27 protein-coding genes are annotated in these 26731 nt (G+C 72.5%); 17 read left to right on the top strand and 10 right to left on the bottom strand.

The features are described from left to right. The first annotated feature begins 83 nt into the window (after positions 1-83). Both E4099_RS08575 and E4099_RS08580 read left to right on the top strand, forming a co-directional pair. Positions 84-1421 (top strand): NsdA family TPR-like regulatory protein, encoded by a 1338-nt coding sequence (locus E4099_RS08575; protein ID WP_135338370.1) that lies wholly within the window; start codon positions 84-86, stop codon positions 1419-1421. A gap of 136 nt (positions 1422-1557) precedes the next feature. Next, a complete protein-coding gene (locus E4099_RS08580; RefSeq protein WP_135338371.1) occupies positions 1558-2088 on the top strand; it encodes an NUDIX hydrolase in 531 nt (176 codons plus the stop codon). Positions 2089-2113: 25 nt separating this feature from the next. On the opposite strand, the gene E4099_RS08585 is transcribed toward E4099_RS08580, so the two are convergent. Both E4099_RS08585 and E4099_RS08590 read right to left on the bottom strand, forming a co-directional pair. Beyond that, on the bottom strand, positions 2114-2374 hold the full coding sequence (locus E4099_RS08585) for a hypothetical protein (RefSeq protein WP_135338372.1): 261 nt from the start codon (positions 2372-2374) through the stop codon (positions 2114-2116). A gap of 331 nt (positions 2375-2705) precedes the next feature. Then, a complete protein-coding gene (locus E4099_RS08590; protein ID WP_135338394.1) occupies positions 2706-3566 on the bottom strand; it encodes a 3-hydroxybutyryl-CoA dehydrogenase in 861 nt (286 codons plus the stop codon). A 295-nt stretch (positions 3567-3861) separates the two neighbouring features. On the opposite strand from E4099_RS08590, the gene E4099_RS08595 reads away from it, so the two are divergent. Beyond that, on the top strand, positions 3862-5136 hold the full coding sequence (locus tag E4099_RS08595; protein WP_135338373.1) for a glycoside hydrolase family 10-like protein: 1275 nt from the start codon (positions 3862-3864) through the stop codon (positions 5134-5136). A gap of 100 nt (positions 5137-5236) precedes the next feature. On the opposite strand, the gene E4099_RS08600 is transcribed toward E4099_RS08595, so the two are convergent. Together E4099_RS08600 and E4099_RS08605 are read right to left on the bottom strand one after the other, a co-directional pair. Further along, the gene (locus E4099_RS08600) at positions 5237-5440 is read right to left on the bottom strand and encodes a DUF1918 domain-containing protein (protein ID WP_135338374.1); all 204 of its coding nucleotides are present in this window, start codon (positions 5438-5440) and stop codon (positions 5237-5239) included. Between the two features lie 90 nt (positions 5441-5530). After that, positions 5531-6493 (bottom strand): DMT family transporter, encoded by a 963-nt coding sequence (locus E4099_RS08605; protein ID WP_135338375.1) that lies wholly within the window; start codon positions 6491-6493, stop codon positions 5531-5533. Here E4099_RS08605 and E4099_RS08610 point away from each other — a divergent pair. After that, positions 6492-7946: an aminotransferase-like domain-containing protein gene (locus E4099_RS08610; protein ID WP_135338376.1), complete on the top strand. Its 1455-nt coding sequence runs from the start codon at positions 6492-6494 to the stop codon at positions 7944-7946. The genes E4099_RS08605 and E4099_RS08610 overlap by 2 nt on opposite strands. Positions 7947-8181: 235 nt before the next feature. Here E4099_RS08610 and E4099_RS08615 read toward each other — a convergent pair whose 3' ends face one another. Then, the gene (locus tag E4099_RS08615) at positions 8182-9081 is read right to left on the bottom strand and encodes a sigma-70 family RNA polymerase sigma factor (RefSeq protein ID WP_135338377.1); all 900 of its coding nucleotides are present in this window, start codon (positions 9079-9081) and stop codon (positions 8182-8184) included. A 265-nt stretch (positions 9082-9346) separates the two neighbouring features. Further along, the gene (locus tag E4099_RS08620; RefSeq protein ID WP_135338395.1) at positions 9347-9898 is read right to left on the bottom strand and encodes a GNAT family N-acetyltransferase; all 552 of its coding nucleotides are present in this window, start codon (positions 9896-9898) and stop codon (positions 9347-9349) included. A gap of 48 nt (positions 9899-9946) precedes the next feature. Between E4099_RS08620 and E4099_RS08625 the strand changes: the two genes are divergently transcribed. The 3 genes from E4099_RS08625 to E4099_RS08635 all read left to right on the top strand — a co-directional run bounded on the left by E4099_RS08625 (position 9947) and on the right by E4099_RS08635 (position 11751). Further along, positions 9947-10600 (top strand): TetR/AcrR family transcriptional regulator, encoded by a 654-nt coding sequence (locus E4099_RS08625; RefSeq protein ID WP_135338378.1) that lies wholly within the window; start codon positions 9947-9949, stop codon positions 10598-10600. A 130-nt stretch (positions 10601-10730) separates the two neighbouring features. After that, on the top strand, positions 10731-11183 hold the full coding sequence (locus E4099_RS08630) for an iron chaperone (protein WP_135338379.1): 453 nt from the start codon (positions 10731-10733) through the stop codon (positions 11181-11183). Positions 11184-11448: 265 nt separating this feature from the next. Beyond that, on the top strand, positions 11449-11751 hold the full coding sequence (locus E4099_RS08635) for a YciI family protein (protein ID WP_209446556.1): 303 nt from the start codon (positions 11449-11451) through the stop codon (positions 11749-11751). Positions 11752-11798: 47 nt separating this feature from the next. Here the strand turns inward: E4099_RS08635 and E4099_RS08640 are convergent, their stop codons facing one another. Then, the gene (locus E4099_RS08640; protein ID WP_135338381.1) at positions 11799-12746 is read right to left on the bottom strand and encodes a TIGR03620 family F420-dependent LLM class oxidoreductase; all 948 of its coding nucleotides are present in this window, start codon (positions 12744-12746) and stop codon (positions 11799-11801) included. 105 nt (positions 12747-12851) lie between these two features. Here E4099_RS08640 and E4099_RS08645 point away from each other — a divergent pair, with 105 nt between their 5' ends. Further along, complete coding sequence (locus E4099_RS08645; protein ID WP_135338382.1) at positions 12852-13442, top strand: TetR/AcrR family transcriptional regulator; 591 nt, start codon at positions 12852-12854, stop codon at positions 13440-13442. 166 nt (positions 13443-13608) lie between these two features. Further along, complete coding sequence (locus E4099_RS08650; RefSeq protein ID WP_135338383.1) at positions 13609-14310, top strand: aspartate/glutamate racemase family protein; 702 nt, start codon at positions 13609-13611, stop codon at positions 14308-14310. A 38-nt stretch (positions 14311-14348) separates the two neighbouring features. Here E4099_RS08650 and E4099_RS08655 read toward each other — a convergent pair whose 3' ends face one another. Further along, positions 14349-15539 (bottom strand): serine hydrolase domain-containing protein, encoded by a 1191-nt coding sequence (locus E4099_RS08655; protein WP_245244691.1) that lies wholly within the window; start codon positions 15537-15539, stop codon positions 14349-14351. A 417-nt stretch (positions 15540-15956) separates the two neighbouring features. On the opposite strand from E4099_RS08655, the gene argC reads away from it, so the two are divergent. From argC to E4099_RS08680, 5 genes are read left to right on the top strand one after another with little or no spacing between them, the layout of a single operon-like run. Next, positions 15957-16985 (top strand): N-acetyl-gamma-glutamyl-phosphate reductase, encoded by a 1029-nt coding sequence (gene argC / locus E4099_RS08660; RefSeq protein ID WP_135338384.1) that lies wholly within the window; start codon positions 15957-15959, stop codon positions 16983-16985. Next, positions 16982-18136: a bifunctional glutamate N-acetyltransferase/amino-acid acetyltransferase ArgJ gene (argJ, locus tag E4099_RS08665; protein ID WP_135338385.1), complete on the top strand. Its 1155-nt coding sequence runs from the start codon at positions 16982-16984 to the stop codon at positions 18134-18136. The genes argC and argJ overlap by 4 nt, the downstream gene beginning before the upstream one ends. After that, complete coding sequence (gene argB, locus E4099_RS08670) at positions 18133-19062, top strand: acetylglutamate kinase (RefSeq protein WP_135338386.1); 930 nt, start codon at positions 18133-18135, stop codon at positions 19060-19062. The genes argJ and argB overlap by 4 nt, the downstream gene beginning before the upstream one ends. After that, positions 19059-20276, top strand: a complete 1218-nt coding sequence (locus E4099_RS08675; protein WP_135338387.1) for an acetylornithine transaminase — start codon at positions 19059-19061, stop codon at positions 20274-20276. Before argB ends, E4099_RS08675 begins: the two co-directional genes overlap by 4 nt. A gap of 7 nt (positions 20277-20283) precedes the next feature. Next, the gene (locus tag E4099_RS08680; protein ID WP_135338388.1) at positions 20284-20862 is read left to right on the top strand and encodes an arginine repressor; all 579 of its coding nucleotides are present in this window, start codon (positions 20284-20286) and stop codon (positions 20860-20862) included. A gap of 150 nt (positions 20863-21012) precedes the next feature. On the opposite strand, the gene E4099_RS08685 is transcribed toward E4099_RS08680, so the two are convergent. Further along, positions 21013-21603, bottom strand: a complete 591-nt coding sequence (locus E4099_RS08685; RefSeq protein ID WP_135338389.1) for a pyridoxamine 5'-phosphate oxidase family protein — start codon at positions 21601-21603, stop codon at positions 21013-21015. A 53-nt stretch (positions 21604-21656) separates the two neighbouring features. Here E4099_RS08685 and E4099_RS08690 point away from each other — a divergent pair, with 53 nt between their 5' ends. The 3 genes from E4099_RS08690 to argH all read left to right on the top strand — a co-directional run bounded on the left by E4099_RS08690 (position 21657) and on the right by argH (position 24966). Further along, positions 21657-22022 carry a DUF488 domain-containing protein gene (locus E4099_RS08690; protein WP_135338390.1) on the top strand — a complete coding sequence of 122 codons (366 nt, stop codon included), beginning with the start codon at positions 21657-21659 and terminating at the stop codon, positions 22020-22022. A gap of 176 nt (positions 22023-22198) precedes the next feature. Further along, entirely contained in the window at positions 22199-23395 is a 1197-nt protein-coding gene (locus E4099_RS08695) for an argininosuccinate synthase (protein ID WP_135338391.1), read from the top strand. A 143-nt stretch (positions 23396-23538) separates the two neighbouring features. After that, the gene (gene argH / locus E4099_RS08700; protein ID WP_135338392.1) at positions 23539-24966 is read left to right on the top strand and encodes an argininosuccinate lyase; all 1428 of its coding nucleotides are present in this window, start codon (positions 23539-23541) and stop codon (positions 24964-24966) included. A 160-nt stretch (positions 24967-25126) separates the two neighbouring features. On the opposite strand, the gene ngcE is transcribed toward argH, so the two are convergent. Continuing rightward, positions 25127-26494: an N-acetylglucosamine/diacetylchitobiose ABC transporter substrate-binding protein gene (gene ngcE / locus E4099_RS08705; protein WP_167828323.1), complete on the bottom strand. Its 1368-nt coding sequence runs from the start codon at positions 26492-26494 to the stop codon at positions 25127-25129. Positions 26495-26731: the final 237 nt, after the last annotated feature.

Raw genomic sequence — 26731 nt, forward strand, 5'->3', positions numbered from 1 at the left:
GCCCCGAGACCCGCCCCGCCGCACACCCCGTGTGAAGCCGACTCCCGTACCCTGGCAGCACCCAGCACGACGGGGAGCGCGGCATGGAGCCCAACACACTGCTCGACTCACTGCTCGACGAGGCCGGGATCTCCCACGCCGGCCTGGCCGCCCATGTCAACGAGGCGGGCCGGGCCAGAGGACTGGCCCTGCGCTACGAACACACCGCCGTGGCCCGCTGGTTGAAGGGCCAGCGGCCACGCGGCCAGGTGCCCGACCTGATCTGCGAGGTGCTGGGGGAGCGGCTGCACCGCTCGCTCACCCTGGACGACATCGGACTCGGCAGCCCCGGCGGCACCCGCCTCGGCGGCACCCCGCTGTCCGGCTTCGTGGAGCGGGCCACCGCGCTGTGGCGCTCCGACGAACAGCAGCGCCCGCATGTGATCGCCGCCCGGACCGTGACCGGCACCCCCGCCGTGATACCGGTCTGGGAGTGGGAGAACCCCCCGGAGGACGGCGACGTCTCCCGGGACGGCCTGACCAAGGTCGGCCGGGCCGACATCGTCATGCTGCGCGCCGCCCGCGCCCACTACGAGCAGATGTACCGCAAGGCCGGTGGTGTGGCCACCCGCACCCGGGTGGTGGGCTTCCTCAACTCCGAGGCCGCACCGCTGCTGCGCGGCAGCTACAGCGATGCCACCGGTCGCCAACTGCACCGGGCCACCGGCGGGTTGGTGGCCATCGCGGGCATCTGCGCCTACGACTCCGACGCCCACGGCCTGGCGCAGCGCTATTTCCACCAGGCGCTGCGGCTGGCCAAGGCGAGCGGCGACCGCGGCCTCGGCGGGTACGTCATCGCCCTGCTGGTCAACCAGTCGCTGTTCCTCAGGGAGTACCGGCAGGCGGTGGCCTTCGCGGAGTCCGCGCTGCGCTCCGCCGGCGCGCGGATCACCCCGGCGCTCGCCGCCGACCTGTACGCCATGCAGGCCAAGGCGTACGCCCGGCTCGGCGACGGCCGGTCCGCGCTGGCCTGCATCCGGCATGCCGAGCGCGCCGCCGGGCGGATCAGCCGCGGCCAGGAGCCCGACGAGACCGGCTATGTCCAGCCGGGACTGGTCAATGTGCAGGTCGCCGAGGCCTTGCTCAACCTCGGCGACCTGGGGGCGGCCCGGGAGCACGCCACCGCCGCGGTCGGCAGCCCGGCGCACGACCGGGGCCGGGTGCACCGACTGGCCATGCTCACCCACATCGAGCTGCGCCAGGGGGACGCGGACCAGGCGGTGGCGACCGCCGTGGAGATGACCGAGCAGGCCCGCGGCATGGAGTCGCAGCGCCTGCGGGACCGCCTGCGCGCGGTGCGCGAGCACCTGGTGGAGAGCGGCTGCGCGGTGACCTCCGAGGCCGCCGAACTCATCGACGGTGCCCTGCGCGTCCCCCTCTGAGCAGGCCGGGCCTCCCGCGCCGGGCACACCCCTTCCTCCCGGCCGCCACCGCATCGACGCCCCACCCCGGTGGTCGCCGCATGGTGCCCGCCGCCGGCGATCGCCGGTGGCGCCTCCAAGGCGGAAGGTGGCCATCATGCGATGGAAGAATCTTCAGGAACGGACCATTCACCACAACCGCTGGTTCCAGGTGAACCTCGCCGACGTGGAACTCCCCGACGGCCGGCACCTCGACCACTTCGTGATCCGGCTGCGGCCGGTCGCGGTGGCCACCGTCGTCAACGAGGCCAATGAGGTGCTGCTGCTGTGGCGGCACCGCTTCATCACCGACAGCTGGGGCTGGGAGCTGGCCGCCGGCGTGGTGGAGGACGGCGAGGACCTCGCGGTCGCGGCCGGCCGGGAGATGGAGGAGGAGACCGGCTGGCGGCCGGGCCCGCTGCGGCACCTGCTCACCGTGGAGCCGTCCAACGGACTGACCGACGCCCGGCACCACATCTACTGGACGGACCAGGCCGAGTACATCGGCCACCCGCAGGACGACTTCGAGTCCGACCGGCGCGAGTGGGTGCCGCTCAAGCTGGTGCCCGACATGATCGCGCGCGGTGAGGTGCCGGCCGCCAACATGGCGGCGGCGCTGCTGATGCTCCATCACCTCCGGCTGGGCTGAGCCCGGCCGGGGCCCGTCGGGACCCCTAGCGGTGGCCGAAGGTCTGCCAGACGGTCACCGCCAACCCGCACAGCCCGGTGAGCGCGGCGAGCGACGGCAGCGGCCAGCGGCCGCGCTCCACCGTCCGCAGCCGGTGGGTCAACTGGGTCAGGTCCTGCTCGGCCTTCTCGCCCCGGTGGGCGAGAAGGGCGAGCTGGCCGTCGATCCGGGTCATCCCCACATCGACGCTGCGACGGAGTTCCGCGAGCTCCGCGGAAGTCGCGGTGGGCTCGGACTCGGTGATCACGGGGTGTTCTCCTCTCCTGGGCGGGATGCGGTCCGCATCCGACACCTCCGAGTGAACCCCGGCGTGCCACCGCGCGGGAGAGTGTGTACGGCGTGTGTTCGGGTAACTACCGCACACCCCGTGTGAACGCCGGCGGACCGGGACCGCCCGGCCGGTGCGCCCGTCCGGGCCTCGACAGGCAGAGGGGCCCGCCTCCGGTGGGAGGCGGGCCCGGGACCCGCGTCGGCGGCGGGCCCTTCCGCTCGGGACCGCGACCCGGATGGCGGGTCGCGGTCCCGGCCGTCGTGCTGCCACCGGCCGGGGGAGCCCGGCGGGGCGGCGGGTGCGCGGGTCAGGAGTACGAGTAGAAGCCCGAGCCGGACTTGCGGCCCAGCCGGCCCGCGTCCACCATGCGCTGGAGCAGCGGGGGAGCGGCGTACAGCGGCTCCTTGAACTCGGCGTACATCGAGTCCGCGATCGCCGCCACGGTGTCCAGGCCGATCAGGTCGGAGAGCTTGAGCGGGCCCATGGGGTGCGCACAGCCCAGCTCCATGCCGTTGTCGATGTCCTCGCGGCTGGCGATGCCCGACTCGAACATCCGGATCGCGGAGAGCAGATAGGGGATCAGCAGCGCGTTGACGACGAAGCCCGACCGGTCCTGGGCGTGGATCGGGTGCTTGCCGAGCAGGTCCTGGACCAGCGCCTCGGAGCGCTTGATGGTGTCGTCGCTCGTGGTCAGCGCGGGGATCAGCTCGACCAGCTTCTGCACCGGCGCCGGGTTGAAGAAGTGGATGCCGATGACCCGGTCCGGCCGCGAGGTGGCGACCGCCAGCTTGACCAGGGGAACCGAGGAGGTGTTCGAGGCCAAGATGGCGTCGGGGCGGGTCACCACCTGGTCCAGGATCTGGAAGATCTCGGTCTTGACCTGCTCGTTCTCGACCACGGCCTCGATGACCAGATCGCGGTCGGCGAACTCGCCGAGGTCGGTGGTGAAGCTCAGCCGATCCAGTGCCGCATCCCGCTCCTCGGCGGTGATCTTGCCCCGCTCGGCTGCCTTCCCGAGCGAGGTGGTCAGCCGCGTACGGCCCAGTTCCAGGGCCTCGCCGTTGGTCTCGGCGACCTTCACGTCCAGGCCGGAACGGGCGCACACCTCGGCGATGCCCGCGCCCATCTGGCCGCAGCCCACCACTCCGACGCGTGCAATGTCGGCAATTGAGTTGGTCACCTCGTGCCTTTCGCTGATCTACGGGCCGGCGGGCTCCGTACGATTCCGGCGCCCGCCTCGTCGCAGACGTTACTCCGCCCGGGTGGGCGCCCGCTTGGGCGGGCACCGCCCGAGGGCCTCTCCCACCCCATCCGGCCCAGCGCTTCCGGGCGGGCCGGGGGGCGGGCGAACCGTGCGGGGCATTGCCACGCGAGCGGCTGCCCCACATCATCGGCTGGGCGCCCGAACCGGTGGGCGCGGAGCCATAGCAGACCAGGACGTGACACACGATCGGGGAGTGCTCATGGGGCAGATGACGCGGAGAGGCCTGACCACGGCGGCGGCCGGGCTGCTGGCGGCCACGGCACTGCCGGGTACGGCGGCAGCCGACTCGGCGGAGGACGGATCACCGGCGCGGGCATCCGGCCGGCGGCCGGCGGACCGGAGCCAGAAGAGGGAGTTCCGCGGGATGTGGCTGGCCACCGTCGCCAACCGGGACTGGCCCTCCCAGCCCGGGCTGCCCGCCGCCGCCCAGCGCCAGGAACTCCTCGCGCTGCTGGACGCCGCCGCGGCCCGCCGGCTGAACGCCGTGATCTTCCAGGTCAGACCCACCGCGGACGCCCTGTGGCCGTCCCCGTACGAACCGTGGGCGGAGTATCTGACCGGCGTCCAGGGCCGGGACCCGGGCTGGGACCCGCTCGGCACCGCGGTGCGCGAGGCGCACGCCCGGGGCCTGGAACTGCACGCCTGGTTCAACCCGTACCGCGTCGCCAACCACACCGACCTCACCCGGCTGGTGCCCAGCCACCCCGCCCGGCTGCACCCCGACTGGGTGGTGCCGTACGGGGGGAAGCTCTACTACAACCCCGGGCTGCCCGAGGTCCGGCGCTTCGTCCAGGACGCCATGCTGGACGCCGTCGCCCGCTACGACATCGACGCGGTGCACTGGGACGACTACTTCTACCCCTATCCGGTGGCCGGCCAGACCTTCGACGACACCGAGGCCTTCGCCCGCTACGGAGCGGGCTTCCCGGACCGCGCCGCCTGGCGGCGCGACAACACCGACCAGCTGGTACGGGAGATGGGCCGGCGCGTCAGGGAGATCAAGCGGCAGGTGCGCTTCGGGATCAGCCCCTTCGCGGTGTGGCGCAACAAGGCCACCGACCCCGAGGGCTCCGACACCCGCGCCGGGGTGCAGACCTATGACGACCTGTACGCCGACACCCGCCGCTGGGTCCGCGAGCGGTGGATCGACCACATCGTCCCGCAGGTCTACTGGAACATCGGATTCCAGGCCGCGGACTACGCCGCGCTGGTGCCCTGGTGGGCCGAGACCGTACGCGGCACCGGGGTGCACCTGTACATCGGGGAGGCCCTGTACAAGGCCGGCGACCCGGCCCAGCCCGCCGCCTGGCAGGACCCGGCCGAACTCTCCCGGCACCTCACCTTCGACCGCGGCTTCCCCGAGGTGCGGGGCAATGTGTGGTTCTCCGCCGAGGAGGTGGTCCAGGACCGCATCGGCGCGATGGCCCAGGTTGTAGCCGACCACTACCCGAGCCGGGTCCGCCCACCGCGCTGAGGGGGGCGTACCTGCGCAGGGGCCGGCTGACGAACGGCCGGGCCCTGTGCAGGGCCCGGTCCGCTCGACTCAGGACGGACCGTCACGCCGGACGGACCCCTTACGCCGGGTGGTCCTTTTCCTTGCGGGTGTCGACCACGCAGTCCGGGCCGGGCGACATGATCGTCTCGTGTCCGTTCTCGGCCCGGACACGGTACGGCGGCGCGCCGTTCGGCCCCAGCGTCTCGACGACCTCCACGATGTGGTCGTGCTCCCCGACGACCCGGCCGTGCCTCACCAGCCGGTCGCCCTTGTTCGCTCGCATCAGCCCTGACCTCCTGTCCGGTACCCCGGAGGGGTTCCGTGGTCCGCGGCCCACCGGGGCGCGGTGGCTGCCGGTGCTCCGCCCCGCCCGTCAGGTGCGGGCCCGCTGGGTGACGGCGATGCACACCAGGACCGCGACGGCCGCGAGCGGCGCGGCGACGGCCGGACGCTCGCCGAGGAGAAGTACCGACCACACCAGAGTGAGCAACGGCTGGGCCAGTTGCAACTGACTCGCCCTGGCCACCCCGATCGCGGCCATGCCCCGGTACCAGACCACCATCCCCAGGAACTGCGAGCCCGCCGCCAACCACACCAACCCGGCCACCGTGTGGCCGCTCAGCCGGACGGACTCGGCCGACAGGGCGATCGCCGCCCCTGCCAGGGACACCGGCAGGCAGCCGACCAGTGCCCAGCCGATCACCTGCCAGCCGGGCATCTCCCGGGCCAGTCGGCCGCCCTCCGCGTATCCGGCGGCGCACACCAGCAGCGCGCCGAACAGATACAGGTCGCCCGTGGTCGGCGCGCCCCCGCTCTGCCACACCGCGAACACGACCACCACCGCCGCACCCGTCAACGCGGCCGCCCAGAAGGTGCGTGAGGGCCGCTCGCCGGTCCGCAGGGCGGAGTAGGCGGCCGTGGTGAGCGGCAGCAGGCCGACCACCACGGCGGCGTGCGAGGTGGTGGAGGTCCGCAGCGCCAAGGTCGTCAGCAGCGGGAAGCCGACCACCGTCCCGGCCGCCACGGCCAGCAGGCCGGGCCACTGCCGGCGGGCCGGCGGGCGGACCCGCAGGGCCAGCAGGCAGCCACCCGCGATCAGCCCCGCCAGCACCATGCGCACCGAGACCACCGACCAGGGGCCAAGCCCCTCCAGGGCCCAGACGGTCCCCGGGAAGGTGAGGGAGAAGGCGGCCACGCCGAGCCCGGCGAGCACCGTGCCGGTGGCGCCGCCGCGCGGGGCCGTCCCGGGGGCGGCGCGGCGGCCCGGAGCCCTCCGCTGTCCGGCGGCGCTCACTGCTATCGCGGAAGAAGGGATAGCGCTATCGTCTACTCTCATGCATGAGCGTAGCAGTGTGGTGGAACTCGCCGGAGTCCTGCGAGGAGAGCTCAACCGCTACTCACCAGGAGAGAAGCTGCCGGCCAGTCGGGCTCTGGTGGAGCGGTTTCGGGTCAGCCCGGTCACCGTCTCCCGCGCCTTGGCCGCCCTGGTCGCGGAGGGGCTCGTCGTCACCCGGCCGGGTGCCGGCGCCTACCGCGCGGACCAGGCCCGTACGGCCGGGGCCCGCCCGGGCGACACCTCCTGGCAGGAGGTCGCTCTCAGCGCCGAGGCCCCCGGCGAGGCAGTGCCGCGCTCGGTGGACGCCTCAGGGGTGCTCAGCACCCTCTCCGCCCCGCCGCCGGGCGTCATCGAACTCAACGGCGGCTATCTCCACCCCGGCCTGCAACCCGAACGGGCCATGGCCGCCGCCCTCGCCCGCGCCGGCCGCCGACCCGGCGCCTGGGGCCGCCCGCCGGTCGACGGACTTCCCGAGCTGCGCGCCTGGTTCGCCCGGGAGATCGGCGGTCCGGCCGGCACCGTCTCCGCCGCCGACACCCTGATCACCGCCGGTGGCCAGAGCGCCCTGACCACCGCGCTGCACGCGCTGGCCGGACCGGGCGCCCCGGTACTGGTGGAATCACCGACCTACCCGGGCATGCTCGCCGCGGCCCGCGCCAGCGGCCTGCGCCCGGTGCCCGTCCCCACCGACCCGGAGGGCGTCCGCACCGACCTGCTGGAGGAGGCCTTCCGGGCCAGCGGGGCCCGGGTCTTCGTCTGCCAGCCGCTCTTCCAGAACCCCACCGGTGCGGCACTCGGCGCCGAACGGCGCGCCGAGGTGCTGCGGGTGGCCCGGGCGGCCGGCGCCTTCGTGATCGAGGACGACTTCGCCCGCCGACTGGTCCACGAGGACGCCGGCCCGCTGCCCCCGCCGCTGATCGCCGACGACCCCGACGGGGTGGTGGTCCATGTCTGCTCGCTCACCAAGGCCACCTCGCCCAGCATGCGGGTGGGCGCCCTGGCCGCCCGCGGCCCGGCCCGCCAGCGGCTGCGCGCCATCCAGATCGTGGACAGCTTCTTCGTCCCCCGGCCCCTTCAGGAGGCGGCCCTGGAACTCGTCGGGGCACCGATGTGGAGCCGCCACCTGCGCCAGGTGGCGGCCGAGCTGAGGATCCGCCGCGACGCCCTGGCCACCGCACTGCGGCGGCAGCTGCCCGCCGAGGCCGTACTGCCGCACATCCCCTCCGGCGGATACCACCTGTGGCTGCGGCTCCCCCTCGGCGCCGACGAGTCCGCGCTGGCCACCGCGGCCCTGCGCGCCGGGGTGGCCGTCACCCCCGGCCGCCCGTACTTCTGCGCGGAACCGCCCGCCCCGCACCTGAGGCTGAGCTTCGCCTCCGCGGCCGGCACCGAGGAACTCACCGAGGGGGTACGGCGGTTGCGTACCGCCTACATGGACACGGTGGGCGCCTGAGGGCCGGCGCGGGCGGGTGATCCGGCGGGTGGGCGCCGTTCGGGCGATGGCGCCGCAGGGGAGGGCCCGCGACGGGGCCGCGGGGCCGTCCCCGCCGCGCCGTCAGCCAACCGGCGTCCGGGCCACCGAAACCCCGGCGGACTCGACTCCCCGCGGCCGGTTCCGCCGCGGCCTGCCGACCCAGGCGCTCCGCGATCGGGTCCGCTGGGGCCCGCGAGGACCTCAGGCCGTGCCCTCAGTCCTCCAGGATCGTCAGGTCGAGGTGGCTCAGCCGCTCGGTGTCGGCCAGGATGTCGATGGTGACGATCTTCCCGTCGGTGATCGTGAAGCCCAGGACCGCCATCGGCTTGCCGGCCGGCGCGGAGACCAGCCCGGCCGCGCCGTTGACCAGCGCGGGCATGCCGCCGCCCTGGGAGAAACGCTGGAAGCTGAGCGCCTGCGCGGCCACCGCCTCGGCCCCCCGGATGACCCTGGACGCCCGGGCCCCGGTGGCCAGGGTGCCGCTGTCGGCGCGCAGGACGACGTCCGGGTCCAGGATCGCCAGCAGGGCTTCGAAGTCCCCGCCCCGGGTCGCGGACTGGAACGCCTCCACCACCGCCCGCTGACGTGACAGGTCCCGATCGGGGGTGGGCGCAGAGCCCTGGACGCGGCGGCGGGCACGGCTGGCGAGCTGCCGGGCCGCGGCGGGGGTGCGGTCCACCATGGGGGCGATCTCGTCGAAGGGCACCGCGAACATGTCGTGCAGCACGAAGGCCAGGCGCTCCGCCGGGCTGAGGGTCTCCAGGACCACCAGCAGGGCCAGCCCGACCGAGTCGGCCAGCAGTGCCTGCTGCTCGGGGTCCAGCCCGTCCTCCCGGCTGATGATCGGGTCCGGCACCCGTACCGGCGCCTCCAGGGACTGCTCCGCGCGAGTGCTCCGGGAGCGCAGCATGTCCAGGCACACCCGGCCCACCACGGTGGTCAGCCAGCCACCGAGGTTGGCCACCTCACTGGTGTCCGAGCGGTCCAGCCGCAGCCATGCCTCCTGGACGGCGTCGTCCGCCTCGCTCAGCGAGCCGAGCATCCGGTAGGCCACCGCCCGCAGATGGGAGCGGTGCTCTTCGAAGCGCCGGGCCAGGAACTCATGATCGTTCATCGGTCACCATCTCTCACTGTGCTTCCGTCAACGTCATGACGTTCCCCATCGGCCCGATGTGACAGCGCGCCCGCGATACCCCTGCTCCTCGGTCGCGCGGTGGCGGGAGGCCGGTGGTCCGTTCCGCCCGAGGCGACCGCCGGCCGTATCGGGAGCGGTGACCCTCAGGCGATCCGGCCCGGCGCGGCCGGGCGCGCGGGCCGTCGCGGGGGATGGCCGGGCCGACGATGTCCACGGCGACCGCCCCGAACCGCCGGCGGCGCGGTCACCCGCGATGGGCCTGCCACTCGGGCGCGAGCACCGACCAGACCTGCGTGTCGTAGCGGACCCCGTCGAAGAGCCAGGAATCGCGGGTGACGCCTTCCAGCGTCATACCGAGCCGCTTGGCCACCGCGGCGCTCCGCTCGTTGTCGCCCCGGCAGTACCACTCGGCGCGGTGCACTCCCCGCTCGTCGAAGGCCCAGTCCAGCAGGGTCCGGCAGGCCGCCGTGATCAGACCCGTCCCCTCGGCGGCCGGTTCCAGCCAGCAGCCGACCTCGCAGCGCCCCGCGGCGGCGTCGAAGCTCGTGAACATCACACCGCCCACCAGCGTCCCCTCGAGCCAGATGCCGTAGAGGCGGGCGTCGTCCGCGGCCTGGCGCTCGGCGTACCGGCGCAGGGTGGCCCGCGCCCCGTCGAGGCCCTCGGCGACGAAGGCGGCCCCGACCCAGGGCCGGATGTGGTCGCGCGCCCGGTCCAGATGGGTGGCGAACTCCTCGGCATGCCAGATCTCGAGCGGGCGGAGCACGGCGCCGTCCCGCAGCGGGAGGGAGAACATGGTGACCTCATTCACACAACAAGCGTTACGGTTATGTACCGTAGCAGCATGGCACGTACCAAGGGAGACCATGAAGCCCGTCGCCGCGACGTCTCGGAGGCGGTCTGGCGGGTGCTGGCCGCGCATGGCTTCGCCGGACTGACCCTGCGTGCCGTGGCCGCCGAACTCGGTGCCACCACCGGCCTGCTCACCCACTACTTCCCCGCCAAGCGCGACCTGGTCGTCCACGCCCTCGACCTGCTCGCGGAGCGGACCGCCTCCCGACCCCGACGCGCCGCCGGACAGGGCCTGTCCGCCCTGCGGGCCGCCCTCCTCGACATCCTGCCGCTGACCGCCGAGGCCACCGCGAGCAACCGGATCTGGGTGTCCTCCTGGGACACCGCGCTCGCCGACCCGGAGCTGAGCGCCGACTACGCCCGCAAGTACGCGCACGGCCGCACCAGGCTGACCGACCTGGTCAGCGCGGCCCAGCAGCGCGGCGAACTGCCGTCCGGAGACCCCGAGCGCATCGCGGCCGGCGCCCAGTCCTTCGCACTCGGCCTGGTGGTGCAGGCCCTGTTCGACCCCGCGGCCTTCCCGCCCCAGCGCCAGGCCGAACTCCTCGACGACTACCTGACGTCTCTGACCTCTCTCGCCGCCGCGCGCTCGCCGTACGAGGAGCCGCCGGTCTCCGCCGGTCCGGTGGCGACTGCCGCCCCCTGAGCGATCACCGCCGTGCCGGTCCGCGGTCGGCGCCGGCGGTGCCGGTCGTCTCGGGCTCCGATGTCAGTGGGCGGGGATAAGGTCCCCGCCAAGATCTCGGAGACCATGATCCGCGAGGAGGAGACCTGCCATGAGCGGCACCAAGGACAACGGGTACGAAGGATTCACGGCCGAGGAGCGGGCCGCGATGAAGGAGCACGCCAAGGAGCTGAAGACGGCGGCGCGCCGCAGCTCGCGTGCGGACAAGGCGGCGGCGGCCGAGCGGGACGTGCTCGCCAAGATCGCCGAGATGCGGGACTCGGATCGCGTCATGGCCGAGCGGGTGCACGCCGTCGTCACGGCCAACGCCCCGACCCTCGCGCCGAAGCTCTGGTACGGGATGCCCGCCTACGCGCTGGAGGGCAAGGTCGTCTGCTTCTTCCAGGCCGCGGAGAAGTTCAAGGCGCGCTACGCGACGCTCGGCTTCAGCGACCAGGCGAAGCTCGACGACGGCCCGATGTGGGCGGCCGGTTTCGCCCTGACCGAGGTGACGGACGAGGTGGAGGCGCGCATCGCCGAGCTGGTGAAGCGGGCGGTGAGCTGAGGCGCGCCGACACCCGGCGGGCGCGCCTCGGCAGGGCGGCACGCCGCCTCCTGGCGGGGCATCCAGGCCGACCGCGGGGCGCCACCTCCGGAAGGGTCATCTCGCGCGGCCGCTGGGCGCCTCCTTCTACGGGGGCCGGAGGGGAGGCCGTGAAGCCCGGGGTGGCAGCCGAGGACCTCCAGGCGCGCGGACGGCCGATGCCGCCGACGTCGCACGGACGGCCGCGGGACGCCTCGCGGCCCACCACCACATCGAGGAAGCATCCATGCTGCACCTGCTGTCGCTCCACTACACCGGCTCGGAACAGGCCGTGGAGCCCTTCATCCGGGATCACGTCGCCTACCTGGAGCGGCATCACAAGGAGGGGACGTTTCTGGTCTCCGGGCAGACCGTCCCGGCCTCGATCGGCGGCGCCATCATCGCCCGCGGGGTCGATCGGCTCGCGATAGAGCGGATCGCGGCAGCCGATCCGTTCGTCACCAACGGGGTCGCGACGTACAGCATCACCACCATCACCCCGGGACGGACGCACCCCGAACTGGCCAGCCTGCTCGGTCCGGGCGACTGACACGCGCCCGTCCGTCGACCGCCCGACGCCGAGTTCCTGCCCGTCGGTCAGGACGTTCCTCGTGGAGCGACCGCCTCGGGGTGGGGCACCAGAGCGGCGGCGAGCTCGCGCCATTCTCGCTGCGGCAGCCTGGCGGGGTCCGCGGTCAGCACCTGGAGGCAGACATGCCCGGCTCCTGCCTGGAGGTGCTGCCCGACACGTCGGCGGATGGCCTCCGTGTCCCCGTAGGCGACGATCGCGTCCACCAGCCGGCGGCTCGGGCCGCCGACGATGTCCTCGTCTCCGAAACCGAGCCGGCGTACGTTCGCCTCCTGGTGCGGCGCCGCGGCCAGGTAGGCGGCGACATGCGCTGTGGCCACCTCTCGGGCCCGGTCGAGGTCGTGGTCGAGTACGACGGCCTGCTCGACCCCGAGAAAGGCATCCGGCCCCATGATCAGGCGCGCCCGTTCGGTGTGTTCGACGGGCACGAAATACGTGTGCGCACCCCAGGTGCGCTCGGCGGCCAGCTTCAGCATCTTCGGCCCCAGGGCGGCCAGTACGCGGCGGGGGGCGGGATCCGGTACGGGGCCGTGCGAAGGTGACGCGTCCATGGCCGCCAGATAGGAGCGCATGGTGGTCACCGCCCTGCCGCGGGTCGGTACGGGATAACCGTCCACCTCGTGAACGGTGTCGTCGACGCGGTGTCCGCCCAGGCCGAGTACGTAGCGCCCGGGGAACGCCTCACCGAGGGTGCGCGTCGCGGCGGCGGTGGCGATCGGTTCCCGGAAGGCGATGTTGGCGATGCCGGACGCGACGGCGACGCGACGGGTCGCCGACAGCAGCAGCCAGGCCTGCCCCACCGTGTCGCGGCCGAACCCCTCGCCGTACCAGAGGGCTCCGTAGCCCAACTCCTCGATTTCCGCGGCCGATTCCCGCACCCGGCCGGCGGGCTGCCCTTCGTAGGCGAAGGTCCAGATCCCGACCCTGCCGAGATCTGTCGACGCACGGTCCGTCATGGGCACTCCTCAGTCAGGAATCCGGAGAGGTTCTCCGGTTGATGCCCGCTACGATACGGAGAACGTCTCCGCTTGGCTATCTCGGGGCACTCGAAAGGCAGGACGATGACGACCGGACATGGCGACGCGAGGCACTCGCCGAGGCGCACGGACGCCCGCCTGAACCGGGAACGCCTGCTCGCCGCCGCGCAGGAGGTGTTCGCGGAAGACGGCCCCGGGGCGTCCCTCAACGAGATCGCCCGCCGGGCAGGCGTGGGACCGGGAACCCTGTACCGCCACTTCCCGAACCGGCAGGCCCTCCTGACGGCCGTGCTCCGGGACCGGATCCAGGCGCTGTGCGGGGAGGCGGAGAGGTCGCGGGCCCTGTACTCCGCCGACGACGCCCTGTCGCGATGGCTGGGCGCGTTCCTGGCCCATGCCCGCGCCAACCAGGGGATGGGCAGCGCTCTGATGGTCGACGAGCCCGGCGCGCCGGGCCTCGACTGCCATCGGCTGATCCTCGACGCGGCGGCCGGTCTGCTCGCCCGGGCGCAACGGGAGGGAACCGCGCGGGGCGACCTGACCGCCGGTGATCTGATCCAACTCGTCACCGGTATCGCGTTGTCCACGGCCCGCGGCGAGGACCCCGAGCAGGCCCACCGCCTGCTGGCCCTGGTGCTTGACGCCGTCTACGGCGCACCGCGCCGGAAGGGGTGAGCCTCGCCGGCTCCTGCGCGCGGACTTCTGCCTGTCGAGGTCGTTTCGCCGGGTCCCCGAGGCGCTCCATAAGAAACCCTTCTGGAGGGCCTCGCGGATACTTGAATTGCGGTGGGTCTTCCCGTTTTGCATCATGTGGCCGTCGACGGAGGGCGGGGAGGCGGTCATGAAGACGATCGGGCTGATCGGCGGGATGAGTTGGGAATCGACCGCCGAGTACTACCGGTTGCTCAACGAGTTCACGCGCCACCGGCTCGGCGGTCTGCACTCGGCCAGGTGTGTGCTGTACTCGGTGGATTTCGCGGAGATCGAGCGGCTGCAGGTGCGGGGCCTGTGGACGGAGGCCGGGGAGGTCCTGGCCGCGGCCGCCCGGTCGCTGGAAAGAGCGGGCGTCGACATGGTGCTGATCTGCACCAACACCATGCACAAAGTCGCTGGTCAGGTCGGAGCGGCGGTCTCGGTACCGGTGTTGCACCTGGCGGACGCCACGGCGGAGGCCGTACGCGCCGCGGGTGTGAGCCGGGTCGGCCTGCTCGGCACCGCGTTCACCATGGAGCAGGATTTCTACCGCGGTCGCCTCGAGGCGGGCGGACTCCAGGTCTGTGTGCCGGACGCGGAGGGGCGCGCGATCGTGCACCGGGTGATCTATGAGGAACTCTGCCTCGGTGAGGTGAGGGAGGACTCGCGCAGGGCCTACCAGTCGATCATCAAGGATCTCGTCGCCGCCGGAGCGGAAGGCATCGTCCTGGGCTGCACCGAGATCGAGCTCCTCATCGGCCCGGAGGACAGCCCCGTGCCGGTGTTCCCCACCGCACGGCTGCACGCTCAGGCGGCCGTCGACGCCGCCCTGGCCGAGTACGCCTCCTGACGCCGCCGGGCCCCGGGCCGCCTCCGGCCATCGGGAGGTCAGCGGACTCCCTCGGCGCGGGAGGAACACAGCGCGTGGTCGACGAGGGTGGCGATGCCCCGTGTCTGCCGCACGGCGGTGTCCTTGTCGCCCGGTCGGCTGTGCAGGGAGACGGTGATGGAGCTTCGCCCGTCGGAGGCGGGCCACGCCATATAGCCGAATCCGTCGCCGCTGTGTCCCCAGTACCCGCCGCCGCAGGACAGCGGGGTCCAGTCGAGGCCGAGCCCGTCACGCGTGCCCGGCGGGGAACCGTGGTCGGCGGGCACATCGACGGTGCGCTGCATCTCGGCCAGCTGCGCGGGGGCCAGGAGCTCGCCGCCCACCAGGGCTGTGAGGAACCTGTTGGTGTCCTCGGCGGTGCTGATCATCGCCCCGTCGGCGTCACCGTCGAAGGGCAGGTAGGCGATCGTGGTGTCGACCATCTCGCCGTCCGGTGCGAACTGCTGGTAGTTGCGGGCGTGCGGGGCGGGCAGAAAGGGCCAGTCGCCGGGGGTGAGGGTGCGGGTGAGCCGTAGCGGACGCACGATCCTGGCCTGGACCTCCTGCTCCCAGGAGCGGCCTGTGACCGCTTTGATCACCATGCCCGCGAGGACGTAGTCGGTATTGGAGTACTTCCAGCCGGTGCCGGGCTCGAAGGACGGGGGGTGCCGCATGGCGAAGGCCACGCGCTGCTCGGAGGTATAGGTGGTCCAGCGGTTCTCGCGGTACCCGGCGGGGCTGAGGTCGGGGGTGACATCACCGATGTAGTCGGGCAGCCCGCTGGTGTGCTGCAGCAGTTGGCGCAGGGTGATCCCGCGTCCGTCGTTGCCGTGGCCCCGGACGACGCCCGGCAGCCACGCGTCCACCGTGTCGTCCAGTGACAGCCGCCCTTCCCCGGCGAGTTGGAGCAGCACGGTCGCCACGAACGTCTTGGTGGCGCTGCCGATCCTCACGTACTCCTGTCGAGGCACCGGCGCTCCGGTGCGCAGGTCGCCGACCCCGCTGCGGGCCGTCCGCACTCCCTGGGGCGTGGCCAGGGTGACCGACACTCCCGTGACGCCGTCCTCGTGCAGCGCGTCGGCGTCCCGTTGCAGCGGGGAGGAGTGGGCGACGGCCGCGGTTCCGGCCCCCGCCGGGCCGAGTGCGGCGAGGGACGCGGCGGCGAGGACGATCGCCGTCCAGCGGGCGGACCCGCGGCGTGTCATCGACATGCGCCCGAGCCTAGGAACGGGGAAGCCGGGCAGACCATCCGGCTGACCGGAGGGTCAGGGGTGGGGTTTTCCCCGTCTTGCCTTGCGCGGCTCCGTGTGGCACCGGGCGAGGCGCTGCGGCGGACGGCTCCGGCACCGCTGCCCGGTCCGCGGGGCCGGCCGGTGAGCGTGCGGTGCGTGCGGACCCGGGCGGGGCATGAGGCTCGGCGTGGGCCGCGCCCGGACCGAGCGCGCGGGGCCCCTGTCGGCCGCGCCTGGGCGAACGCATGGGCCGACCTCGACCCTCACCCGGGACGCCCTGACCACTTCACGGGCCGACCGAAGTGCCCGGTCGCCACCGACTACCCGGGTCCCCGATGCCGCTATTGCATAAAACTGCGGTCGACCGTATAGTCATGCCATCTGGAGGAGGTATCGATGACGGTACGAGCGGCAGTGGCCGGTGCGAGCGGGTATGCGGGCGGGGAGCTGCTGCGCCTGCTGCTGGGCCACCCCGAGGTGGCGATCGGTGCGCTGACCGGCCACTCCAGCGCCGGGCAGCGGCTGGGCGGGCTGCAGCCGCATCTGTCGCCGCTCGCCGACCGAGTGCTGGAGCCGACCGCTCCGGAGGTGCTGGCCGGCCATGACGTGGTCTTCCTGGCGCTGCCGCACGGGCAGTCCGCCGCCGTCGCCGAACAGCTCGGCGAGGAGACACTGATCATCGACTGCGGTGCGGACTTCCGACTCAGGGACGCAGCCGACTGGGAGCGGTTCTACGGCTCCCCGCACGCCGGGAGCTGGCCCTATGGGCTGCCGGAGCTGCCCGGGGCCCGGGAGGCGCTGCGCGGCGCACGGCGGATCGCGGTCCCCGGCTGCTACCCGACCGCCATCTCGCTGGCCCTCTTCCCGGCGTACGCGGCCGGGCTCGCCGAGCCGGAGGCGGTGGTCGTCGCCGCGTCCGGGACCTCGGGCGCGGGCAAGGCACCCAAGCCGCACCTGCTGGGCAGCGAGGTGATGGGCTCGATGAGCCCCTATGGCGTGGGCGGCGGCCACCGGCACACCCCCGAGATCGTCCAGAACCTCTCCGCCGCCGCCGGCGAGCGGGTCGCGGTCTCCTTCACCCCGACGCTGGCCCCGATGGCCCGCGGCATCCTCGCCACCTGCTCGGCCACCGCCCGCCCCGGGGTGACCGCGGGGCAGCTCCGCGAGACCTATGAGAAGGCCCTGGCCGGCGAGCCGTTCGCGCGCCTGCTCCCGGAGGGGCAGTGGCCCGCCACCGCCGCCGTGTACGGGGCCAACACCGCCCAGATCCAGGTCGCGCTGGACGAGGCCACCGGCCGGATCATCGCCATCAGCGCGATCGACAACCTCACCAAGGGCACCGCGGGCGGCGCGGTGCAGAGCATGAACATCGCTCTCGGTCTCCCCGAGGAGACCGGGCTTTCCACGATCGGAGTCGCACCGTGAGCGTCACGGCAGCACAGGGATTCACCGCCTCCGGCATTGCCGCCGGTATCAAGGAGAACGGCAACCCGGACCTGGCCCTGGTGGTCAACAACGGACCGCGCCGCGCCGCCGCAGGCGTCTTCACCAGCAACCGCGTCAAGGCCGCTCCGGTCCTCTGGTCCCAGCAGGTCCTCAAGGGCGGCGAGGTCTCGGCGGTGGTGCTCAACTCCGGCGGAGCCAACGCCTGCACCGGCCCGCTCGGCTTCCAGGACACCCACGCCACCGCCGAGCACGCCGCCGAGGTCCTCGGCCACAGCGCGGGCGAGGTGGCCGTCGCCTCCACCGGCCTGATCGGTATCCGGCTCCCCATGGACAAGCTGCTGCCGGGCGTGGCCAAGGCCGCCGCCGAGCTCTCCGCGCACGGCGGGGAGAAGGCCGCCATCGCCATCAAGACCACCGACACCGTGCACAAGACGGCCGTGGTGCAGAGCCCGGCCGGCTGGACCGTCGGCGGCATGGCCAAGGGCGCCGGGATGCTCGCCCCCGGTCTGGCCACCATGCTCGTGGTGCTCACCACCGACGCCGACGTGGCGGCACCCGACCTGGACGCGGCGCTGCGCGCGGCCACCCGCACCACCTTCGACCGGGTGGACTCCGACGGCTGCATGTCCACCAACGACACCGTGCTGCTGCTCGCCTCCGGGGCCTCCGGGACCACCCCGGACGCGGCGGAGTTCGCCGAAGCGGTGCGCTCGGTCTGCGACGACCTGGCGCGCCAGCTGATCGGCGATGCCGAGGGCGCCTCCAAGGACATCCGGATCGAGGTGATCGGCGCGGCCACCGAGGAGGACGCGGTGGAGGTCGGCCGCTCCATCGCCCGCAACAACCTCCTCAAGTGCGCCATCCACGGCGAGGACCCCAACTGGGGCCGAGTGCTCTCCGCGATCGGCACCACCTCCGCCGTCTTCGAACCCGACCAGCTCAATGTGGCGATCAACGGCGTCTGGGTCTGCAAGAACGGCTCTGTCGGCGAAGACCGCGAGCTGGTCGACATGCGCTACCGCGAGGTCAGCATCACCGCCGACCTGGCCGCGGGCTCCGAATCCGCCGTGATCTGGGCCAACGACCTCACCGCCGACTACGTCCACGAGAACAGCGCGTACTCCTCATGAGCGCCCGGAAGCACACCGCCCTGCCCAAGGCCCGCATCCTCATCGAGGCACTTCCCTGGCTCACCCGCCACCACGGCAAGACGATCGTCATCAAGTTCGGCGGAAACGCCATGGTGGACGACCAGCTCAAGGCCGCCTTCGCCCAGGACGTCGTCTTCCTGCGCCACGCCGGCCTGCGGCCCGTGGTGGTGCACGGCGGCGGCCCGCAGATCAGCGCCCAGCTCGACAGGCTCGGCCTGGAATCGGAGTTCAAGGCCGGGCTGCGGGTCACCACCCCCGAAGCCATGGACGTGGTCCGCATGGTGCTCGCCGGGCAGGTGCAGCGGGAGCTGGTCGGCCTGCTCAACCAGCACGGCGCACTCGCCGTCGGCCTCACCGGCGAGGACGGGCACACCATGACCGCCACCCAGCGGTTCGCCGAGATCGACGGTGAGCAGGTGGACATCGGCCGGGTCGGGGAGGTCACCGACATCGACACCGGCGTCATCCGGACACTGCTGGACGACGGCCGCATCCCCGTGGTGTCCTCCATCGCCCGCAGCGCCGACGACGGCCACGTCTACAACGTCAACGCCGACACCGCCGCGGCCGCCCTCGCCGCCGCACTGGGCGCCGAGACCCTGATGGTGCTCACCGACGTCGAGGGCCTGTACGCCGACTGGCCCCACAGCGACGAGGTGGTCAGCCAGCTCACCGCCGACGAGCTGGAGAAGCTGCTGCCCGAGCTGTCCAGCGGCATGGTCCCCAAGATGGAGGGCTGCCTCTACGCCGTGCGCAACGGCGTGGCCACCGCCCGGGTCATCGACGGACGGGTACCCCACTCCATCCTGCTGGAGATCTTCACCGACGAGGGCATCGGCACCATGGTCCTGCCCGAACCCGCCACCCGACCCCAGACCACGCAGCCGAAGGAGCCGGAGCAGTGACCAACACCGAGCTGACCCAGCGCTGGCAGGGTGCGCTGATGAACAACTACGGCACGCCCAAGCTGCCGCTCACCCATGGCGAGGGCGCCCGGGTCTGGGATGCGGACGGCCGTGCCTACCTGGACTTCGTCGGCGGGATCGCGGTCAACTCCCTCGGCCACGCCCACCCCGCCGTGGTCCAGGCCGTCACCCACCAGATCGCCACCCTCGGGCACGTCTCCAACCTCTATATCGCCGAACCCCCGGTGGCCCTCGCCGAGCGGCTGCTCCACCTCGCCGGCCGCCTCGGCCGGGTCTACTTCGGCAACTCCGGCGCGGAGGCCGTGGAAGCGGCGATCAAGATCGGCCGGCGCACCGGACGAACCCATATGGTCTCCGCCTCCGGCGGGTTCCACGGCCGCACCCTGGGCGCCCTCGCCCTCACCGGCCAGCCCGCCAAGCAGGATCCCTTCCGGCCGCTGCCGGGCGAGGTCACCCATGTGCCCTACGGCGACGCCCACGCCCTCCGGGAAGCCGTCACCACCGAGACCGCACTGGTGATGATCGAGCCGATCCAGGGGGAGAACGGCGTGGTGGTCCCGCCGCCGGGCTACCTCGCCGCGGCCCGCGAGATCACCCGGGCCACCGGCACCCTGCTGGTGCTGGACGAGATCCAAACGGGTATCGGCCGAACGGGCCACTGGTTCGAGCACCAGGCCCACGGCGTGGAGCCCGATGTGATCACCCTCGCCAAGGGGCTGGGAGCCGGCCTGCCCATCGGCGCCACCCTCGCCTTCGGCTCCGCCGCCGAACTGCTCACCCCGGGCCAGCACGGCTCCACCTTCGGCGGGAACCCCGTCGCCTGCGCCGCCGCCTTGGCCGTACTGGACACCATCGAGGCCGACGGCATCCTCGACCGGGTCAAGCACGCCGGCGAGCGGCTGCGCAACGGAATCGAGTCTCTCGAACATCCGCTGGTCGGCCAGGTCCGTGGTGCCGGGCTGCTGCTGGGTATCGTGCTCACAGAGTCCCTCGCACCGCGCGTGCAGCAGGCGGCTCAGGACGCGGGACTCCTGGTGAACGCGGTCGCGCCGGACATCATCCGGCTCGCCCCGCCGCTGATCGTCGACGACGAGGTCGTGGACGCATTCCTCCGGGCGCTTCCCGCGGCCCTGGACTCCGCCCGCTTCCCCTCGCGGCCGGCAGGGCACGGGGAACGACAATCCGGAGACTGACACCACCATGACCGAGGCGCAGCACAACGAGCTACGGGGCAGCGAGGCACGGGACGCCGCGGCGGCAGCCAATGCCGCAGGGCAGGCCGTACCGCAGACCCGCACCGCCCGCCACCGCCGGATCGTGGACATCCTCAACCGGCAACCGGTCCGCTCCCAGAGCCAGCTCGCCAAGCTGCTCGCCGACGACGGCCTCTCCGTCACCCAGGCGACCCTCTCCCGCGACCTGGACGAACTCGGCGCCGTGAAGATCCGCAACACCGGCGGTGAGCTGATCTACGCGGTGCCGAGCGAGGGCGGCTTCCGCACCCCCCAGGCACCGCTGGGAGAGTCCGCCAAGGAGGAGCGGATGCGACGGCTCTCCGGCGAACTCCTCATCTCCGCCGAGGCATCCGCCAACCTGGTCGTGCTGCGCACCCCGCCGGGCGCCGCCCAGTTCCTCGCCTCGGCCATCGACCAGGCCGAGCTGCACGACATCCTCGGCACCATCGCCGGCGACGACACCCTGATGCTCATCAGCCGCGACCCGGCCGGCGGCCAGGCCCTCGCCGACCATCTGCTCCGGCTGGCCCAGAAGGCCCGCTGACGGCCGTCCCCGGGTCGGAGCGCTCCGGGCAACCCCCCGGCCGGCCGGTGCCACACACCGGGCACGAACCGCCCGCGCCCGCCATCCGCAGCCACCGCGGCCCGCCACCGTCCGGTGCCCCGGTCCCGGGCGCCGGACGGCGGCAGGGGCTCACCCCTCGGGGCTCGGCGGCAGCGGAAGCGGCAGCCCCGGCAGCCCGTCGATGCTGCTCGCCACGTGCTCCTTCTTCTCGAAGTACGTGTTCAGCGTCTCGTCGGTCTCCCGGGCGAACCGGCCGGCGTGCAGCGTGCGGTCCGCCCGGTAGTCCATGAACGGCACGGCGTACCCGCAGGTGTCCCGTATGAGCTCGGCCCGGACGACCACCACGGCCCGCAGACCGTGGGCGGCGACGTCGACGTCCGGGAAGTGCGCCAGCAACCCGGCGAACCGCGGATCGTCACGGAACACGGGCTCGCCGCGGCCGTGCACCCGCACGATGTTCGGCGGGCCGGTGAAGGCACACCACATCAAGGTGATGCGCCCGTTCTCCCGCAGGTGGGCGATGGTCTCGGCATTGCTGCCGGCGAAGTCCAGATAGGCCACGGTGTGCTCGTCGAGCACCGCGAACGACCCGCTCAGCCCCTTGGGGGACAGGTTCACCGTCCCGTCGGCGGACAGCGGGGCGGTCGCGGTGAAGAACACCTTCTGCTCCTCGATGAAGGCGCGGAGTCTTCCGTCGATGCGTGCGTATGTCTTTCCCATGCAGCGCATTATCTTGCCGCCCGCCCCGCCGGGGTGGGTGCTTTCATGGTGCTATGACCAAATCTGACCGGGTCAGGGTCCGTCGGGTGTACGACGCCCCGGAGCCGGACGACGGCGCGCGGGTGCTGGTCGACCGGCTCTGGCCGCGCGGCCTGGCCAAGGAGGACGCCCACCTGGACGACTGGGCCAAGGACGCCGCCCCGTCGCCGGAACTGCGCCGCTGGTACGGGCACGCGCCGGAGCGCTACGAGCAATTCGGCGAGCGCTACCGGGCGGAGCTGGCCGAACCGCCGGCCCGGGACGCGGTGGACCGGCTGCGGGAGCGGGTCGCGGAGGGCCGGCTCACCCTGCTGACCGCGGTCCGCGACCTGTCACAGGGCCACGCCCGCCTGCTGGCCGAGGTCGTCCGTTCCTCCTGAGGGGCCTCTCGGGCCTCTCGGGCCTCTCGGACTTCTCGGGCCTCCCGGGCCGCACCGTCTTCGGCCGTTTCGACCCGGTCGGGGTGATCCGCGTTGACGAACCATACGGAGGAGTGCATACTTATACCTGTCAGCGCATGCACCGTACTCAGCGCATGGACCGTAAGGAGAAACCCGTGACCGAGCGCGTCGTACTCGCCTATTCAGGCGGTCTGGACACCTCCGTCGCCATCGGCTGGATCGCCGAGGAGACCGGCGCCGAGGTCATCGCCGTGGCCGTGGACGTCGGCCAGGGCGGCGAGGACCTCGATGTCATCCGCAAGCGCGCCCTGGCCTGCGGTGCCGTCGAGGCCGAGGTCGCGGACGCCAAGGACGAGTTCGCCGACGAGTACTGCCTCCCGGCGATCAAGGCCAACGCCCTCTACATGGACCGCTACCCGCTGGTCTCGGCCCTCTCCCGGCCGACCATCGTGAAGCACCTGGTCGCCGCCGCCAAGAAGCACGGCGCCGGCATCGTGGCGCACGGCTGCACCGGCAAGGGCAATGACCAGGTCCGGTTCGAGGCCGGGATCTCCTCCCTGGCCCCCGACCTGAAGTGCATCGCCCCGGTCCGGGACTACGCCATGACGCGTGACAAGGCCATCGCCTTCTGTGAGGCGAAGGAACTTCCCATCGCGACCACCAAGAAGTCCCCGTACTCCATCGACCAGAACGTCTTCGGACGGGCCGTGGAGACCGGTTTCCTCGAGGACATCTGGAACGCCCCGATCGAGGACATCTACGAGTACACCGCCAACCCGGCCACCCCCCGGGAGGCCGACGAGGTGATCATCTCCTTCAAGGAGGGCGTCCCGGTCGCCATCGACGGCAAGCCCGTCACGGTGCTCCAGGCCATCCAGCAGCTCAACGAGCGGGCGGGTGCCCAGGGCATCGGCCGGATCGACATGGTCGAGGACCGGCTGGTGGGCATCAAGTCCCGCGAGGTCTACGAGGCCCCGGGCGCCATCGCGCTGATCACCGCCCACCAGGAGCTGGAGAACGTCACGGTCGAGCGTGAGCTCGCCCGCTACAAGCGCCAGGTCGAGCAGCGCTGGGGTGAGCTGGTCTACGACGGCCTGTGGTTCTCTCCGCTCAAGCGGGCCCTGGACGGCTTCATCAACGAGGCCAACCAGCACGTCAACGGCGATGTCCGGATGACCCTGCACGGCGGTCGAGCCGTGGTCACCGGCCGGAAGTCGGACAGCTCCCTCTATGACTTCAGCCTCGCGACCTATGACACCGGCGACACCTTCGACCAGTCACTCTCAAAGGGCTTCATCGAGATCTTCGGCCTGTCGTCCAAGATCGCGGCGCGCCGCGACCTGAGCGCGTAACGCAACGAAGGCCGGCCCGAGAGCTAGCGTCTCCGTAACACCGGCCGCCTCCCCGTCGAATGCGGCGGGGAGGCGGCCGCACATCGCCAAGAGCATGCCTCCCGGCACCCGTTTCATCCTCCGAAGAGAAGCGAGCAGCAGCAGTGAGCAGCAACAACGGTGACGTTCGGCTCTGGGGCGGCCGTTTCGCCGACGGCCCGGCGGAGGCCCTGGCCAAGCTTTCCGCATCCGTGCACTTCGACTGGCGGCTCGCGCCCTATGACATCGCGGGCTCCCGCGCCCATGCCCGAGTGCTCCACACGGCGGGGCTGCTCACCGCGGACGAGCTGGAGCGGATGATCGCCGGGCTGGACCGGCTGGAGGCCGACGTCGCCTCCGGAGCGTTCGTCGGCACCATCGCCGACGAGGATGTGCACACCGCCCTGGAGCGGGGTCTGCTGGAGCGGCTGGGAGCCGAGCTCGGCGGCAAGCTGCGCGCCGGCCGTTCGCGGAACGACCAGGTGGCCACCCTCTTCCGGATGTATCTCCGGGACCAAGCCCGGATCATCGGCGGGCTGATCGCCGACCTCCAGGAGGCCCTGGTCGGGCTCGCCGAGGCCCACCCGGACGTCGCCATGCCGGGGCGTACCCACCTCCAGCACGCCCAGCCGGTGCTCTTCGCCCACCATGTCCTCGCCCATGTGCAGGCCCTGTCCCGGGACGCGGAGCGGCTGCGGCAGTGGGACGAGCGGACCGCCGTCTCGCCCTACGGCTCGGGCGCGCTGGCCGGCTCCTCGCTGGGGCTCGACCCGGAGGCGGTGGCGCGGGACCTCGGCTTCGAGCACGGTTCGGCGGGGAACTCCATCGACGGCACGGCCTCCCGCGACTTCGTCGCCGAATTCGCCTTCATCACCGCGATGATCGGCGTCGACCTCTCCCGCATCGCCGAAGAGGTCATCATCTGGAACACCAAGGAATTCTCCTTTGTGACCCTGCACGACGCCTTCTCCACCGGCTCCTCGATCATGCCGCAGAAGAAGAACCCGGACATCGCCGAGCTCGCCCGCGGCAAGTCGGGCCGGCTGATCGGCAATCTCACCGGGCTGCTGGCGACCCTCAAGGCCCTGCCGCTCGCGTACAACCGCGATCTCCAGGAAGACAAGGAGCCGGTCTTCGACTCCTGCGACCAGTTGGAGATCCTGCTCCCGGCCTTCACCGGGATGATGGCCACCCTCTCCGTCAACCGCGAGCGTATGGAGGAGCTGGCCCCGGCCGGGTTCTCGCTGGCCACCGATATCGCCGAATGGCTGGTCAAGCAGGGGGTGCCCTTCCGCGTGGCGCATGAGGTGGCGGGGGAGTGCGTCAAGGAGTGCGAGGCGCAGGGGATCGAGCTGGACCAGCTGACGGACGAGCAGTTCACCAAGATCTCCCCGCATCTCACCCCGGAGGTACGGACCGTCCTCGACGTGCCCGGCGCGCTGGCCGCTCGGAACGGACGCGGCGGCACCGCCCCCTCCGCGGTCGCCACCCAGCTGGTCGAGGTCAAGGCTGACCTGGCCGTCCAGCGGAGCTGGGCGGACGCCAAGCGCTGACGGATCCCGGCCGCGCCAGCCGGTCCCCATGGTGAACGCCGGTCGGGCCGATCCGACCGGTTTTCACCACGCCTTCCCCTGTGGCGGCTGCCCCGTCCACGGGGTGCACCGCTGCTGCTCTTCCCGCGGCAGGTCCTCCACGGGGGCTGGGGGCAGCCGCTCAACCGTGGCGGCGCTTGGGGACGCTGCTGTCCCGGGCCAGGGCGTCGGCCGCACGCTGGACGCGGAGCACCGCGTCCGCGACACCGGTCTCGCCGGTCACCAGCTCGTTGAGCACGGCCCCCAGCTCCTTGGCGAGCCCCGGATACCAGTCCGTCAGACGGGGATTGACGAGCAGCCGGGTGCCCGCCCTGCGCAGTGCCCGGTCGGCCGAGACCACTGAGCTGGGCGCGTCATCCGGCAGCTTGGCCGTGGCGACGCAGCTCAGGGCGGACGTCTGCGCGGTGAAGCGGCCGGCGGCCTGCGCCCCGAGCATGATGCGCAGCAACTCCTGGGCGCCCGCCGCGTTGGGTGCCCGCTTCGGCACCACGAACAGCTCGGACGGCGAGCCCCACACCGTGCCGAAGGGCAGCCGGTCCGAGCGGTCCAGGCTGCTCGGGCCGGCCACCGAGAACTGAAAACCCGTCGGGCGTACGGGCCTGGTCTCGCTCTCCAACCAGGAGCCCTCGGGGATGAACAGCGCCTTGCCCTCGACCCAGGCCCGTTGCGCCTGCCGGAACCCCGGTCGCCCGGGCAGCACCAGCTTGTCCCTGCCGAGCGCGGAGTAGGCGTCGAAGGCGTGCTTGACCGCCGGATGCCGCCACGCCCCGCTCTCCAGATTGTCGATGGCGTCCAGCACCGCGGTGCCGCCGATCTTGCCGATGAACGGCAGAACGGCGTAGGCCAGGTAGACGGGGTAGTCGGCGGCGTAGGTCCAGCCGGCCAGGCCCTGGCGCTTGGCCTCCCGGCACAGCGTCAGCATCGCGTCCCAGGTCTCCGGATAGGCCCAGCCGTGCTCTTGGAACAAGGTGTCGGAGTGCCAGATCCCCAGGACGTCATAGGCGTAGGCGATGCCGTGTACGCCATCGCCCCGGAACCGGCCCGCGTCCAGGGTGCCGGGCCGCAGGGTGTCCCGGACCGCGGTGTGCGGGTCGTCCAGCGAGGGCGCGTCCAGCAGGGCGGTGAGGTCTCTCAGCTGCCCGTTCCGGACGAGGGTGAGGGTGTCGAACCGGTCCGCACCCGCGTTGTCGAACAGGTCCGGGGGGTGGCCACCGGACAACCGCGGCCCGAGCGTGGTCCTGGTCCGCTGGGTCCTGCCCAGGGTCACCCGCGCCCCGGGGAACCGCTTCCGGTACTGGACACGCGAATAGTCCAGCGCCAGGGTGCCGTACGCCCCGTCGAAGGCGACCACCTCCAGTGAGGCGCCGGGATCCACCCCGAACGGATCGGCCTCGCGCCCCGAGGTGCCGGCCGGGCCGCCCTTCGCCGAGTCGTCGGCCCCCGCACTGCCCCGGTGCAGCAGCCAGGCCACCGTTCCTGCCCCGGCCACCCCCGCGGCCGACAGTCCGAGCAGCGCGGTACGACGGCTGACCCCGCGCCCCGCGAGGTGGCCACTGCCATCGGCCGCCGAGGGGTCCGGATCCGCCGGACCGGAAAGCGCCCCCGAGGCTTCGGGCGCCTCTGAAGCCTTCGGCGGCTCCTGCGGCGCCGTCGGCTCTTGCGGCTCTGATGGCACCGGCGCCGAGGGCCCGAAGGGTGGGGAATCGGCGGGGGCGGGGACGTTCAC

Source organism: Streptomyces palmae (assembly GCF_004684805.1).
Taxonomy (GTDB): domain Bacteria; phylum Actinomycetota; class Actinomycetes; order Streptomycetales; family Streptomycetaceae; genus Streptomyces; species Streptomyces palmae.

Bases quoted from the DNA above. Each gene is read 5' to 3' on its own strand.
- E4099_RS08630 (WP_135338379.1), top strand. From the start codon at position 10,731: ATGAGCGGCACCAAGGACAACGGGTACGAAGGATTCACGGCCGAGGAG.
- E4099_RS08625 (WP_135338378.1), top strand. From the start codon at position 9,947: ATGGCACGTACCAAGGGAGACCATGAAGCCCGTCGCCGCGACGTCTCG.
- E4099_RS08650 (WP_135338383.1), top strand. From the start codon at position 13,609: ATGAAGACGATCGGGCTGATCGGCGGGATGAGTTGGGAATCGACCGCC.
- E4099_RS08645 (WP_135338382.1), top strand. From the start codon at position 12,852: ATGACGACCGGACATGGCGACGCGAGGCACTCGCCGAGGCGCACGGAC.
- argC (WP_135338384.1), top strand. From the start codon at position 15,957: ATGACGGTACGAGCGGCAGTGGCCGGTGCGAGCGGGTATGCGGGCGGG.
- E4099_RS08655 (WP_245244691.1), bottom strand. From the start codon at position 15,539: ATGTCGATGACACGCCGCGGGTCCGCCCGCTGGACGGCGATCGTCCTC.
- E4099_RS08610 (WP_135338376.1), top strand. From the start codon at position 6,492: ATGCATGAGCGTAGCAGTGTGGTGGAACTCGCCGGAGTCCTGCGAGGA.
- E4099_RS08640 (WP_135338381.1), bottom strand. From the start codon at position 12,746: ATGACGGACCGTGCGTCGACAGATCTCGGCAGGGTCGGGATCTGGACC.
- argB (WP_135338386.1), top strand. From the start codon at position 18,133: ATGAGCGCCCGGAAGCACACCGCCCTGCCCAAGGCCCGCATCCTCATC.
- E4099_RS08575 (WP_135338370.1), top strand. From the start codon at position 84: ATGGAGCCCAACACACTGCTCGACTCACTGCTCGACGAGGCCGGGATC.
- E4099_RS08690 (WP_135338390.1), top strand. From the start codon at position 21,657: ATGACCAAATCTGACCGGGTCAGGGTCCGTCGGGTGTACGACGCCCCG.
- E4099_RS08600 (WP_135338374.1), bottom strand. From the start codon at position 5,440: ATGCGAGCGAACAAGGGCGACCGGCTGGTGAGGCACGGCCGGGTCGTC.
- E4099_RS08580 (WP_135338371.1), top strand. From the start codon at position 1,558: ATGCGATGGAAGAATCTTCAGGAACGGACCATTCACCACAACCGCTGG.
- E4099_RS08635 (WP_209446556.1), top strand. From the start codon at position 11,449: ATGCTGCACCTGCTGTCGCTCCACTACACCGGCTCGGAACAGGCCGTG.
- E4099_RS08685 (WP_135338389.1), bottom strand. From the start codon at position 21,603: ATGGGAAAGACATACGCACGCATCGACGGAAGACTCCGCGCCTTCATC.
- E4099_RS08620 (WP_135338395.1), bottom strand. From the start codon at position 9,898: ATGTTCTCCCTCCCGCTGCGGGACGGCGCCGTGCTCCGCCCGCTCGAG.
- E4099_RS08615 (WP_135338377.1), bottom strand. From the start codon at position 9,081: ATGAACGATCATGAGTTCCTGGCCCGGCGCTTCGAAGAGCACCGCTCC.
- E4099_RS08595 (WP_135338373.1), top strand. From the start codon at position 3,862: ATGGGGCAGATGACGCGGAGAGGCCTGACCACGGCGGCGGCCGGGCTG.
- E4099_RS08605 (WP_135338375.1), bottom strand. From the start codon at position 6,493: ATGAGAGTAGACGATAGCGCTATCCCTTCTTCCGCGATAGCAGTGAGC.
- E4099_RS08680 (WP_135338388.1), top strand. From the start codon at position 20,284: ATGACCGAGGCGCAGCACAACGAGCTACGGGGCAGCGAGGCACGGGAC.